Below are 12990 nucleotides of genomic sequence, written 5' to 3' on the forward strand. Positions count from 1 at the left end.
ATGCTGAGTAGTTACTTTTATAGTGAACAAAGGCTTGTCCCGGTGACCACCGGGACAGGCTCAAGACAGAATCATGGTCAGGCTGGCCTCAAGGTGCTCAGACGGCAGGCGCTTGAAGCCCGAACGGACAAAACGCTGCAAACGGCCCACCATGAAGGAGACAACCACCGACGCGCGGATCTGCGCGTCCGCCGTGGGCGTGGCGGCTCCGGCGGCCGCTGCGGCATCGCGCAGGCTCTGCTTCAGGCTGGATTCCAGCTTGTCAAAAAACTGGTTCATGCGCGCTTGCAGGCGTTCGTTTTCAAACACCAGCGCGTCGCCCACCATGACGCGCGCCATGCCGGGATTTTTTTCGCCGAACTGCAGCACCATGGCCGCCAGCTTGCGGGTTCGGCCGGCCGGGTCAGGCTCGCGCTCGGCGATCTGGTTAATCAGGGTGAAGACGCTTTGCTCGACAAAATCGATCAGCCCTTCAAACATTTGCGCCTTGCTCGCGAAGTGACGGTAAAGCGCGGCTTCGCTCACCTCCAGCCGGGCGGCCAGTGCAGACGTCGTGATGCGTTCCGCGCCCGGCTGCTCCAGCATGGACGCCAGCGCCTGCAAAATCTGGACCCGCCGTTCGCCCGGCTTGGGCCGCTTGCGCACCGCCGGCTCGGCAGAAGTTGCCGGCACAGGCAGGCTCAGTTCGGGTTCAGACGCCAGGTCGGACATAAGAGGTTTGTACACAGGAAAGAGGACTGTTGCAAAAAAATGGAGATCGTTGCAAATGATTCTCGCACAGCCTCACCGGGCCCCAAGCGCGGGTTTTCGCCCACTGTTCCCTGAAAAATACCCCGCCTAATGCGAGCGAATCATGGTCCCGTAGGCCTGGTCGGTCAGGATCTCCAGCAGCATGGCATGCGGTACCCGGCCATCAATGATGTGGACCGAGTTGACACCGCTTTTGGCCGCATCGAGCGCGCCTTCTATTTTGGGAAGCATGCCGCCCGAAATCGTGCCGTCGGCAAACAGCGCATCAATCTCCCGGGCGGTCAGGTCGGTCAGCAGTTCCCCAGCCTTGTTCAGCACCCCTGGAATGTTGGTCAGCAGCACCAGCTTTTCAGCCTTGAGCACGGTCGCCAGCTTGCCGGCCACCACATCGGCGTTGATGTTGTAGCTTTCGTTGTTGTCGCCAAAGCCAATCGGGCTGATGACGGGAATGAAGGCGTCGTCCTGCAGCGCCTTGACCACGCTGGGGTCAATGCTCACGATCTCGCCTACAAAGCCGATGTCGTGCTCCTTGGCCGGATCCTCGCGGTCGCTCATCCTGAGCTTTTGCGCGCGAATCAGGCCGCCGTCGCGCCCGGTCAGGCCCACCGCCTTGCCGCCGGCCTGGTTGATCAGGCCCACAATGTCTTGCTGCACCTGGCCGGCCAGCACCCACTCCACCACTTCCATGGTTTCGTCGTCGGTCACGCGCATGCCCTGGATGAAGTGGCCTTTCTTGCCCAGGCGGTTCAGCGCCGCTTCAATCTGCGGGCCGCCGCCATGCACCACCACCGGGTTCATGCCCACCAGCTTGAGCAGCACCACATCTTCGGCAAAATCGGCCTGCAGCGCGGGGTCGGTCATGGCGTTGCCGCCGTACTTGATGACAATGGTTTTGCCATGAAACTGGCGGATGTAAGGCAGCGCCTGCGCCAGGATTTCGGCCTTGTCGCGCGGGCCAATGTGGGACAGGTCGGGGTCGGAGGGAGTGTGGGTCATGGTGCTTGGCAATCAGGAAATAAGAATCTGCAAATTGTGCCGCATTGGCGCGGGTAAGAGGATCGTTCCGCAGCAGGCAGTCAGCAACCCTAACCGGCCTAAAACGGGCAAGCAAAGCATTCAAACAACTGCCCGGACTTTTGCTGGCTTATCCCTGAGCCCGAATGCCTGGGCCCACATCCTGCGGGCCATAACCGTGCACCAGTTGCGTCAGGATAGCCTTCATCAATGCCTCATTGTTCTGGGTTGCGGCCTGCCGCATCTCCACCAATATAGGTGCGAGTTCGGGCCAGGCCACAAAATCCTCATGCGCCTTCATGATGCGCTCATGCGCGGTGCCCTCGGGGTTGTCGCCAATCAGCAGCTCCTCGTAGAGCTTTTCCCCAGGTCTAAGGCCGGTAATCCGGATTTCAATATCTCCATCGGGGTTGTTTTCATCCCGCAAACTCAGGCCAGACAGCTGGGCCATGCGCCGGGCCAGGTCAACAATCTTCACGGGGCGGCCCATGTCCAGAACGAACACATCGCCGCCATGGGCCATGGCGCCAGCCTGCAGCACCAGCTGGGCGGCTTCGGGAATGGTCATGAAATAGCGCGTGACTTCTTCATGCGTGACCGTGAGCGGGCCGCCTTCGCGCAGCTGCTTGCGAAACAGCGGCACCACGCTGCCACTGCTGCCCAGCACGTTGCCAAAGCGCACCATGGCAAACACGGTGTTGTTGGCGACTTCATGGCTCTGCGTGCCATCGGGCAAAAGAAAGCGCACCGAAGGGCTGGCCGCCAGCGCCTGCAATACCAGCTCGGCCATGCGTTTGGTCGCGCCCATCACATTGGTGGGGCGAACCGCCTTGTCGGTGGAAACCAGCACAAAATGCGCAGCGCCGCTTTCCATGGCCGCGTGGGCCATGTTCAGGGTGCCAAAGACATTGTTCAGCACGCCTTCGGAAGGGTTGCTTTCGACCAGCGGCACATGCTTGTACGCGGCGGCATGGTACACGGTGGCCGGCCGGTACAACTGGCAGATTTCCCTCAGGCGTCCGAAATTGCCGACGCTGGCCAGCAGGGGAATCACCTCCACCGGCAAGCCATGCTCGCGGCACAAGCCCTCCAGTTCGCGGTGAATGGTGTACAGGCCAAACTCGTTGTGATCAACCAGCACCAGCTGACGCGGCTTTTCCTGCGCGATCTGGCGACAGAGTTCGCTGCCGATGCTGCCGCCCGCCCCGGTGACCAGCACCACCTTGCCCGCCAGATAACTCGCCAACAAGGTCGCATCGGGCGGCACAGGCGCGCGCCCCAGCAGGTCTTCAACATCCAGTTCCTGAAAGTCCTGAATCGTTACCCGCCCCGATGCCATATCACCCATGCCGGGCAAGGTGCGCACATGAACTGGCAGGTTCCGCAAGCGGTTAATGATTTCATTGCGGCTGCTACGGTCTAAAGAAGGCATGGCCAGCAAAATATCGGTCACGCCCATGCGTTCCACGGCATCAGCCACCGCGTCAGGCGCCATGATGTCAACGCCGTTGATGCTTCGTCCGGCCTTGGTCTTGTCGTCGTCTATGAAGCCCAGCAACACGAACTGTCGAGCCGCGCCCAAGGCGGAGGCTGTTTGCACACCCGCTTCGCCTGCGCCGTAAATCAGCAAACGGCCTGCCGCATGGCGCGCCTTGCCCGACCAACCTGCCAGCCAGAAGCGCGCCAGGGCACGGCTGGTTCCCACCAGCAGCAAAAACAGCAGCGGCTGAATCAGCCCCACGCTGCGCGGCACCCCCTCCCACTTGAACCACAAGAGGGCAAAGAAGAACAGCAACGCATAGACCCCGACCGCCTTGGCCGTGGTGGCCAGGGCCGCCATGCCGGTATAGCGAAAAATGGCGCGATACAACCCGAATCGCACGAACAGGGGAATCGCCAGCAACGGCGCCATCAGGTAAACATACTTCTGCTGGAGCTGCGGCAGGCCCGTCTGGTCAACGCGCAGATAAAAAGCCGCCCATACCGAGACCAGTGCCAGCACCAGATCAAGCGCAAGGACCACCAGTCGCTTGAGAGGGCGCGGCAGCGCCAGCAAGGGCTGGGCTATCAATTTATTCAATGGCATTCAGGATTCTTTTCAATTTCTTATTTTCCGCTCAAGGCCTTGCCGGGCGCCAATACCGCCCCGGCCTCAAGCTTTACGCCATAACCCAGGACAGATCCCGCCTGCATCCAGGCGCCGCGCCCCAAGACCGAGCCCCCTGCCATTCCGGCATTGACGCCCAAGTGGCCGAAGTCTTCAACCCGGCAATGATGGTCAACCACCGCACCGCAATTGACGATGACGCCTGCGCCCAGTTGAGCCTCGGTGCCCACAATGGCCCCCGCCATGATGGCGCAGCCCGCACCAACGACGGCCCGGAGCGAAACAATGGCCTTGGGGTGAACAACAGTCGCCAGTTCAAAGCCTGCAGCATAGAGCCTCTGCTGCAATTCCTCGCGCAAGCGGTTGTTGCCGATGGCAACGATGGCCGCATCTGCATACTGACGGTAACTGGCCAGATCAGCAGTGGCGCCAAATACCGGCAAGTCCCAGATATGCTGCAGGCTTGGCGCCGCATCATCAACAAAGCCCATCAATTCGTATTTTCCGGCGGCCAGCACGGCTTCGGCAACCGAACGGCCGTGACCGCCGGCGCCAACAATCAGCAAGCGTTTCATCAGTGGGAAACCCCATCGCGGCGCAGCACCTTCACAAAGGTCATCCAGAGAATCCGAATATCAAACCAGAGCGATTGCCGCTGCAGGTATTCCACATCCAGCTTGACCTTGTCAGGAATCGGCAGTTCGTCACGTCCATTGACCTGCGCCCACCCCGTCAGCCCCGGCACCAGTTCATGCACACCCTGCTGCGTGCGCAGGGCAATCAGGTCATGCTGATTAAACAGCGCAGGCCGGGGGCCGACAAAGCTCATGTCTCCGACCAGGATGCTCCACAGTTGCGGCAACTCATCGAGGCTGCTCTTGCGCAAGAAGGAGCCAATCGGCGTCAGGTGTGAGCGGGCATCGGCCAGCAGGTGCGTGGCCACCGCCGGTGTGCCCACCCGCATGCTGCGGAACTTGGGCATTTTGAAAATCTTGTTGTGGCGCCCTACCCGGTCAGACCAGTACAGAGCGGGGCCGGGGGAGGTCAGGCGCACCAGCACCGCCACCAGCAAAACAGGCACAGCTAACACCATAGCGGCCGCCCAGGCCAGCAACAAATCAAATACTCTTTTCACTTCACGCCTCCTTATTATTCAGTCCGGTGTGCGTGGCACGATTTCTTGCAGAGTCCTGAAGCGCCAGAAGCTCGGAGACCCAGCCCTCACATGAATAATATTTTCTAAGCGAGTCCGGGACAGCCAGGTAAGGCAGATCAAGAAATCCGGCCGGGATCTCAGGCTTGTTCCTGTTGATCACGACGACCCGCGACGGATCAAATAGATTGCTGCCCAAAATGTACTTGTTGGTCGTGACGAGCTTCTTTTCGACCAGCAAGGTTTCAATCGTGCGCATTGTGAACCCGCGTTGACGTGGATGCTCCACATCCAATACCGCCCTGGTCCGTTCGACGATCCGGGCAACCTCAGCCGCCGGCATGGGCTCCGTGGAGAGTGTTCCCTTGGGAGCAAGCAAGAGCGTCCAATCCCCTAGCCGACGCACAAAAAGCATCAAGGGACTCTGGAAGTAACCGAACACAAAGCTACGAGCCTTTTGGCCATAACGTCGCCGTAACCGATGAATCACTCGATGGCGATCGGAGTGAATAGTGCCAATGAAACACCAGTCGAACTGCGATGGCGACGCAATTTCTTCTTGCACTGTAATGTTGCGGCCAAACAAAGGCCGGTATGTCCAGCCGAAGGTCTTTGCATCCACTGGGTCGAAAGTCGCCACCGAATCGAAAACCGAAACGATATTTGACACGCCCTTGACATTTTCAGCACCATCCCAAAGGTAAAGCCCCAGGCTGGCCGAAGCCAGAGTTTCACGCATCTCAAGCACAACCCGCCGCGAGAGGCCCTCGCCCTTTACAACCAGAACATGAGTTACAGATGTCGGATCAAGTTGACGCAATCGCGCAAGGAACGAGCGCTCAAACCAACGGACTGCAATGGAGGGAAACAACCGGAGGAAGAGCTTATACCAAGTAGCGCTGCTGGCGCGCTCATCCCACCAAGTTACAGCGTAACCCATCGAGCGCAGCGTCTCGGATATCGATAGGTGGTAGGAGAAAGTGCGCGGCGACACCAGGAGAACATGCCCACGGTGCGTGTCGTGCACCCGCACTGGATCGCGACTAGGTTGCATGATCAGAAGGTTTCTTGTCAACTACTTTCGCAGGGATGCCGACCGCGAGCAGACCCGGTGCAACGTCATTCAGCACAACAGCGTTGGCACCAACACGCGAACCAGAACCCAAAGTAAGCCCGCCTAACACCTTGGCACCAGAGCCAATGGTCACACCATCCCCTACCGTGGGACGTGATGACTCCAGGTAAGAAAAATCAACCTCCTTCGCCCCAAGCGTCACGCCCTGGAAAATCGTGACGTTTTCGCCAATGGACCAAGCTCCAATCACCGTGCCCTGGGTATGCGGCAAAAACAAACCCTTGCCAATCGGGCAGCGCACCGCAATTTCGATACCAAACAAGAAAAAATTCAGCATAGACACGACCTTCGCGACCGGCCCCAATTTCAATCGGTATAGGCAGTACGCAAGCCTACACAGCAGCACAGGCACAAACCTCGGTGAGAATGCGCCAAGCCATAAGCGCAGGCCAGAAACACCGTCTGACGTCCCATGCAGTACGACCTGAGCCCGGCGCAGATCAGCGGCCAAATAGGAGAGGAGATTAAAGTCCTCTACCTTGATCATCTTCGCATCGAAGGTCATTGAGAAGAAGCCTTACCCATCAGTCCTCGCCCGGCCAGTTCACTCACCGAGCGCAAATAAGCCGCCTTGTCCTCTGGCGCCTGTTCCGCAGCCCAGCCCAGGAAGTTTGCCAGCCCCTGCTGAAAAGACACGCCAGGAACAAAACCTAACACCCGCTCAAGCTTGGTCACATCAGCAATGTTGTGCCGAATATCGCCCATGCGAAAGGCCCCGGTCACGCCGATGCTGCTCTCGCTTCCAAAAAAAGCTTTTATCTCTTGAGCCACCGTCAACACGCTAGTAGCTGCGCCTGACCCCACGTTCAAAGCGCCAACAAATCGTCCCGGATAGTTGATGCTCCGCACTGTGGCCTCAACCACATCATCGATATAAACAAAATCCCGTGACTCCAACCCATCCTCATAAATTTCAATAGGCTGATTCTGACGAGCCAAATTGGAAAAGACCGCCAAAATACCCGTGTAGGGATTCTTAAGCGACTGACCAGGACCGTATACATTCTGGTAGCGCAGGCCAAACCCACTGATGCCGCGCGTGCGTGCAAAGAGCAAAACAGCCTGCTCCTGCACCTGCTTGGTCAAGCCATACATGGACATGGGCCTGAAAGGCGCCAACTCCGGCGTTGGCAATAAGCTCACTGCCGATCCGCATTCAGTACATACCGGTTCAAACTGGCCGAGCGACATGGTCTCCCGACCACGCTGCTCTGGAAACACCATGCCGTGCGTAGCGCACTGGTAAGCGCCTTCCCCATAAACCGCACGACTTGACGCAACCACAACGCTAGCCAGAGATTTTCCGCAGTCGTCGTTCTGCAGCAAATCCAGCATGGTAGCTGTACCCTGCACGTTGACGCTGAAGTAACGATCAATCTCGTACATCGATTGCCCTGTGCCTGTCTCGGCAGCCAAGTGCACGACTGTATCCATCCCAGTCAACGCCCGCCTCATTGCATCACGGTCGCGAACATCAGACTTGATCAATTCGACGTGGCCCTCAAGATCAGCCGGTAAAATTTCTGTAGTGTGAATCTGCGGACTAAAGCTGTCGAGCATGCGAACACTCGCACCTTGACGCAGAAGTGCACGCGATAGCCGTTGCCCAATAAACCCGGCACCGCCAGTAACTAATATTTTTTTTCCACGCTCTGTCATTTCCACTCCTACTTTTTTAATATCGTTATTTATTTAGAACTTCCCAAAAATATCACCTTGATTACGCAAGGATGAAATGTGGGCAAGATAACGCATCAGATTGAAATAACGATCTGGCCCCAGAACAAACAATGCCAGACGCAATATTTTATTAATTATTTTTATCTGCAATCTGTATGATTCAATATCCCTAAAAATATTTCTACGGAAAGTGGCATTGCGCGCACCTACCAATCGATGTGCCTTTCCAAACTGCATGACAGGCCCGTCAACGCGAAAAGGATTCTGCTCAGCTTGAAATGCACTTGACTTAAGCGACGCATAAAATCGGCGCAAAGCTGGCGTGATGTAGCTGTTGTCCTCGAAGTAGTCAAAACTGTAGCGATAGCTCGAAAATTTCGCTGATGCGTTAGCGCGAAGATCAGCAGCATATGCCTCTGCAAGCACAGTGAAATCTGGACGGCTGCCAACTCCAAAGCGGGTCTGCTTCTGCGCCACCGCATCAGGCTCACGCTCACTGAACGAGCTGTAGTGAATAAAACGCAATGGAGTCATTCCATTGACAAGCCACACTCCGTCGCGTATTGATAACTGCCGCTCATGCAGATTCCAGAAAGCCACATTCAGCCCGACATCATGCAGTATCTGCATGTGAGGAAAATAACAAGGCGCCAAACCGACCCACTTCTGATCAACACCCAGGCCCAGTTGAGGCTCGTAGAAACCGTATCCTAGACATCGCTCTGACCACCAGTCCAAAAATGCCAAGCCCTCTTCGCATCGCGAAACACCTATGAAGCCCAGATTGAACGCACCAAACTTGAGAAGCTCCAAATCATCAGGCTTACACCCATCCAAAATAGGCGTATTACTATGAGGTGTCACAACAAGAGATGCCCCGTCTTGTAAGGCATCGAAAACTGTATCTAATGGCGCATAGACCTTGATATCTGGATCGAGGTAGACGGCGAATTCATGCGTCTGTAGCAAAAACTTCAATGCAGTCGGCTTAACATTGGTATTAAACTCGATAACATCATAACTAAAGGCATGCTGCAAAAAATCTGGTATCGACAGATGTTCAGCCCAAATTACAGTCAAACCGGGCCGATCAATTTTTATTTCACTATTTTCCCGGTCTACCAGGACAATATACATGCTATGACCAGGATGATGCTTCATATACGAGTCAATCAGCACTAAAGCCTTGCCAATATAATTAATAGAGCAGATAGTGAGGGCAGCGTGCGAATTCATGGGAATATCCTAGATATAGTATTTTTTATATTTTTTCGAGATGACTCACCCGGATCAAATGAAGTCTGCGGGCGATCAAATAACAGGTTGGCGGCATCCAGAGAAGCAACCAAAACCCAGGGGATGAAAAATAGGCATCTTCAAAAACCGACATAACCAACGGGTAAATCGAAACTCCATACAAATACCACCAAATAGGATTTTCAGAATATTTATATCGCATATAAAGAAACTGATGGAATACACCAAGAATCAGCATTCCCGCAGCGACACCAATAAAAGATCCGTCATGAAACAAAGGAAATAGTATTGTGTAGGTATTGCACGGAAGCGGAACTTCAGAAAACGGATTTAGCGTTGGTTTTTGCGGCATATCAAAGATAAAGTACCCAAGCAACTCTCTGAGTGGATTGGGCAGTAACGCTCCGCCTGAGATTTCTTGGCTCCTTGAAACGACATAATCATTAAAGCACGAAGCACTACTCATTACATAAACCTGTGCATTCCAGAGGAGACTTCCAGCAACCGAATCAGACTCTTCGCCTTTCTGAAAAACCAGGGCGATGATAAAAAATATGCTCAAAAAAGAGAGCGCCGAAAGAAAAACCGTTCGCCCGGAGATCACTTTGTTGCGATATAAAAGTGCAATAGATGCAACAAAAAAAAGCAAAAGGTACAAGCGCCCTGTTGTAGCCACCGCTGAAACCAACCCGACAAGAAAAATAAAAATTATCTGCGTACGTGAAAGATATTTTGAAAATGCGAGAAAGAAAATACTGAATCCGACACCCAGATAGAGAATTCTAAAATAGACGTAGAGATTTCTATCTCCATTAAAATCATCAATCACGAGCTGTCGAATCGCTGGTGCAGTTAACTCCTCCAAGCCACTACCAAGCAGCATTGATAAGATAGAATAAACCGCAAAAATTCCAGCGGAAATATAAATCACCAGAAAAGTCCAAAGGTAATTTGAGAGTTGTACTTTCTGGCCTCCACCAACCAATAAAACCGGATAACTATATCTCAGACCTGGAAAATAATTGGCAACCGAAACTCCTAGATTAAAAAACAGAACCCCCGTTATGACTGCCACCCATGTTGTAAATGCAAAGGGGAAAAATATATCGCTAAATCCCATATGCAATGCTATTTGCATACCCCAAAGGGAAAGAAAAATAAATCTAGGAGAGAACATATCTCATCCTTTTTCTCTGATACAAGACGAATAAAGCCAATGCATCGCAAGTTGTTCGTGCTGTCCATGCAATGGCTGCGCCAGTCAGTCCAAAAGAATTCACGAGAAAAAATAAAACGGGCAGGTAGAAAAATAGTTCCACCATGTGCAATACACCCGTTGGCTTCGCGTACCCCATGGCATGCAATGCGGTATATGGGATGTATGCAACACTGTTCGCCAATATGCCGCCCGAAAGAATAACGCAGAGAAGCCAGGATTGCCTCGCAAAATCTTCAGAAATAAATACCTTCATTAATGGATATGCCGATATTGACACCAGCACGCATAGTACGGACATGACGACAGCCACAATTTTAACGCTGGTCCAGAATGTTTTTTCTGCCATTCTGGCATCGGAAGTATTATCCCGGGTAAGCTTGGGTAGAAGACTGGCACCAAGCGCACCCGGCAATATCAACAACCTGACAAGAAACTCCAAGGGCACCGTGTAGTAAGCAACTACAGCAGCACCCATCAGATAGGAAACGACAAACCGATCAGCGTTAACCAACAGCGGGCTAACTAGATTAGTAACAGCCATCCAGGCGCCAAAAGAAAATAGTCGCTTACGTGTACCAGGCGTTATTTCAGCCCTCCAAAATTTTCCGCTTGGCAACCTGCCAACCAGCCACGCCAGCAGCAGACAGCTAATTATTCTTGCACCAACCAGCCAAAGGGTGATGAAAACCAATGAAGGTCCATGCAATACAAATGCTATAAAAGGAAACAAAAATATGGATATTCCGAGGAACATCCGGGCCAGATTGCTGGCTTGAAAATTTTCGTAGCCCTCCAGCGCCCCGCGCTGTCCAGAACTAAAAGTAGCAAAAGGGATTCCGATCGCAGCAATAATCAAGCTTATAAATACCTCCCGATGAAGCTCCGGGGAAATACTGAGGCCTCTATAACTTAAGGGATGGGCTGCCAGCAGCAAGACCACCGTCCCAAGCAACCCCGTCAATATTGTGAATTCAAGTCCCGCTTTAATTGTGGATGGAATATTCTCATGTCGTTTCTCCGCGATATGAGATGCAACTTGCTGCGTTATAGCACGGCCAATTCCAAAATCGAATAAACTAAAATATCCAATAATCGTCCACAGCAGAGTCAGGATACCGAATCGCTCTATGCCAAGACGATGAATAAGAAGTGGTATTGTTACCGCACCTATCGCCAGCGGCACGGCATTCCCGGCAATATTCCAAAGCGTATTTTTACTCAGCGACATAACTTTAATCTCGCTGACTTTTAAGTTGCGTTCGGATCGATTCTGACCAATAACGGGAAGGCATGCACCCACTGTGGCAGGTCATCTCAGGCTGCATTAATTCAGTTTCGATTCAGTGGGATATGCTGATTTCAGCAATTTCCCTTGCTTATCTTTTATGGAAAGGTTAACTTCTGCGATGGCGTGCAGGGCCAACGGCCATTCAATCCCGATATCCGGATCATTCCACGCAATGCAGCGTTCATACTCCGGCGCGTAGTAATCGGTGGTCTTGTACAAAAATTCTGCAGATTCACTGGTCACCACAAAGCCGTGCGCAAAGCCCGGCGGCACCCACAGCTGCCGGTGGTTGTCCTCGCTCAGCTCCACCCCCACCCATTGGCCGAACGTGGGTGAGCCCTTGCGGATATCCACCGCCACGTCAAACACCGCCCCGCGCACCACGCGCACCAGCTTGCCCTGAGGCTGCTGGATCTGGTAGTGCAGGCCGCGCAGCACGCCCTTGGCGCTGCGGCTGTGGTTGTCCTGCACAAACCGGTGATCGGTTCCCGTCGCTTCGTTGAAGGCTTTCTGGTTAAAGCTTTCGTAAAAGAACCCGCGTGCATCCCCAAACACCTTGGGCTCAATGATGAGCACGTCGGCAATAGCTGTGGGCGTGACCTTCATGGCTGGCTGCCTTCAGCCAGCAGGCGCTGCAGGTACTGGCCGTAGCCGTTCTTGGACAACGGCTGGGCCAGCTTTTCAAGCTGCTCGGAGGTGATAAAGCCGTTGCGCCAGGAAATCTCTTCGGGGCAGGCAATCTTCAGGCCCTGGCGGCGCTCGAGCGTGGCGATGAACTGGCCGGCTTCCAGCAGGCTGTCGTGGGTGCCGGTGTCGAGCCAGGCGTAGCCGCGCTGCATGATCTGCACGTTGAGCTGGCCCAGGTCGAGGTAGGCCTGGTTGACGGCGGTGATCTCCAGCTCGCCGCGCGCGCTGGGTTTGACGGCCTTGGCAATGTCGACGACCTGGTTGTCGTAGAAGTACAGGCCGGTGACGGCATAGTTGCTTTGGGGCTTGAGCGGCTTTTCTTCAATGCTGCTGGCTTTGCCGGCCTTGTCGAAGGCGACGACGCCGTAGCGTTCGGGGTCGTGCACATGGTAGGCAAATACGGTGGCGCCGCTGGCCTGGCTGTCAGCGCTTGACAGCAGGTTCACGAAGTCGTGGCCGTAGAACAGGTTGTCGCCGAGCACCAGGGCGCTGGGGGCGTTGCCGACAAATTGCTCGCCAATCAGGAAGGCCTGGGCCAGGCCGTCAGGGCTGGCTTGCACGGCGTACTGCAGATTCATTCCCCACTGGCTGCCGTCGCCCAGCAGTTGCTCAAAGCGGGGGGTGTCTTGCGGGGTGCTGATGATCAGCACGTCGCGGATGCCGGCCAGCATCAGGGTGCTGAGCGGGTAGTAAATCATGG

13 protein-coding genes are annotated in these 12990 nt (G+C 54.5%); all 13 read right to left on the reverse strand.

Going from position 1 to position 12990, the window contains the following annotated elements; translation table 11 throughout:
• Positions 1–60: 60 nt before the first annotated feature.
• Entirely contained in the window at positions 61–711 is a 651-nt protein-coding gene (slmA, locus tag IV091_RS06535) for a nucleoid occlusion factor SlmA (RefSeq protein WP_293466713.1), read from the reverse strand.
• Between the two features lie 126 nt (positions 712–837).
• Positions 838–1746, reverse strand: coding sequence for an acetylglutamate kinase (argB, locus tag IV091_RS06540; protein WP_293466687.1), 909 nt, complete (start codon positions 1744–1746; stop codon positions 838–840).
• A gap of 148 nt (positions 1747–1894) precedes the next feature.
• Positions 1895–3850, reverse strand: coding sequence for a nucleoside-diphosphate sugar epimerase/dehydratase (locus IV091_RS06545; RefSeq protein WP_293466689.1), 1956 nt, complete (start codon positions 3848–3850; stop codon positions 1895–1897).
• Between the two features lie 20 nt (positions 3851–3870).
• A complete protein-coding gene (locus IV091_RS06550) occupies positions 3871–4446 on the reverse strand; it encodes an acetyltransferase (RefSeq protein WP_293466691.1) in 576 nt (191 codons plus the stop codon).
• Positions 4446–5006, reverse strand: coding sequence for a sugar transferase (locus IV091_RS06555; protein WP_293466693.1), 561 nt, complete (start codon positions 5004–5006; stop codon positions 4446–4448). The genes IV091_RS06550 and IV091_RS06555 overlap by 1 nt, the downstream gene beginning before the upstream one ends.
• Before the next feature lies 1 nt (position 5007).
• Entirely contained in the window at positions 5008–6078 is a 1071-nt protein-coding gene (locus tag IV091_RS06560) for a hypothetical protein (RefSeq protein ID WP_293466695.1), read from the reverse strand.
• A complete protein-coding gene (locus IV091_RS06565) occupies positions 6068–6664 on the reverse strand; it encodes a serine acetyltransferase (protein WP_293466697.1) in 597 nt (198 codons plus the stop codon). The genes IV091_RS06560 and IV091_RS06565 overlap by 11 nt, the downstream gene beginning before the upstream one ends.
• Entirely contained in the window at positions 6661–7818 is a 1158-nt protein-coding gene (locus IV091_RS06570; RefSeq protein WP_293466699.1) for an SDR family NAD(P)-dependent oxidoreductase, read from the reverse strand. The genes IV091_RS06565 and IV091_RS06570 overlap by 4 nt, the downstream gene beginning before the upstream one ends.
• Positions 7819–7851: 33 nt before the next feature.
• The gene (locus IV091_RS06575; protein WP_293466701.1) at positions 7852–9075 is read right to left on the reverse strand and encodes a glycosyl transferase; all 1224 of its coding nucleotides are present in this window, start codon (positions 9073–9075) and stop codon (positions 7852–7854) included.
• 25 nt (positions 9076–9100) lie between these two features.
• Positions 9101–10273 carry an O-antigen polymerase gene (locus tag IV091_RS06580; protein ID WP_293466703.1) on the reverse strand — a complete coding sequence of 391 codons (1173 nt, stop codon included), beginning with the start codon at positions 10271–10273 and terminating at the stop codon, positions 9101–9103.
• The gene (locus IV091_RS06585; RefSeq protein ID WP_293466705.1) at positions 10260–11543 is read right to left on the reverse strand and encodes a flippase; all 1284 of its coding nucleotides are present in this window, start codon (positions 11541–11543) and stop codon (positions 10260–10262) included. Before IV091_RS06585 ends, IV091_RS06580 begins: the two co-directional genes overlap by 14 nt.
• A 96-nt stretch (positions 11544–11639) precedes the next feature.
• Entirely contained in the window at positions 11640–12209 is a 570-nt protein-coding gene (gene rfbC, locus IV091_RS06590; RefSeq protein ID WP_293466708.1) for a dTDP-4-dehydrorhamnose 3,5-epimerase, read from the reverse strand.
• The coding region (gene rfbA / locus IV091_RS06595; protein ID WP_293466711.1) for a glucose-1-phosphate thymidylyltransferase RfbA at positions 12206–12990 on the reverse strand (785 nt) is incomplete at its 5' end. The genes rfbC and rfbA, both read right to left, overlap by 4 nt.

This window comes from Polaromonas sp., assembly GCF_018780625.1.
Classification (GTDB): Bacteria; Pseudomonadota; Gammaproteobacteria; order Burkholderiales; family Burkholderiaceae_C; genus Polaromonas.

What these genes read in the sequence shown, in the direction of transcription:
- rfbC (WP_293466708.1), bottom strand. Translation starts at nt 12,209, where the DNA reads ATGAAGGTCACGCCCACAGCTATTGCCGACGTGCTCATCATTGAGCCC.
- IV091_RS06570 (WP_293466699.1), bottom strand. Translation starts at nt 7,818, where the DNA reads ATGACAGAGCGTGGAAAAAAAATATTAGTTACTGGCGGTGCCGGGTTT.
- IV091_RS06575 (WP_293466701.1), bottom strand. Translation starts at nt 9,075, where the DNA reads ATGAATTCGCACGCTGCCCTCACTATCTGCTCTATTAATTATATTGGC.
- argB (WP_293466687.1), bottom strand. Translation starts at nt 1,746, where the DNA reads ATGACCCACACTCCCTCCGACCCCGACCTGTCCCACATTGGCCCGCGC.
- slmA (WP_293466713.1), bottom strand. Translation starts at nt 711, where the DNA reads ATGTCCGACCTGGCGTCTGAACCCGAACTGAGCCTGCCTGTGCCGGCA.
- IV091_RS06550 (WP_293466691.1), bottom strand. Translation starts at nt 4,446, where the DNA reads ATGAAACGCTTGCTGATTGTTGGCGCCGGCGGTCACGGCCGTTCGGTT.
- IV091_RS06580 (WP_293466703.1), bottom strand. Translation starts at nt 10,273, where the DNA reads ATGTTCTCTCCTAGATTTATTTTTCTTTCCCTTTGGGGTATGCAAATA.
- IV091_RS06565 (WP_293466697.1), bottom strand. Translation starts at nt 6,664, where the DNA reads ATGACCTTCGATGCGAAGATGATCAAGGTAGAGGACTTTAATCTCCTC.
- IV091_RS06585 (WP_293466705.1), bottom strand. Translation starts at nt 11,543, where the DNA reads ATGTCGCTGAGTAAAAATACGCTTTGGAATATTGCCGGGAATGCCGTG.
- IV091_RS06560 (WP_293466695.1), bottom strand. Translation starts at nt 6,078, where the DNA reads ATGCAACCTAGTCGCGATCCAGTGCGGGTGCACGACACGCACCGTGGG.
- IV091_RS06545 (WP_293466689.1), bottom strand. Translation starts at nt 3,850, where the DNA reads ATGCCATTGAATAAATTGATAGCCCAGCCCTTGCTGGCGCTGCCGCGC.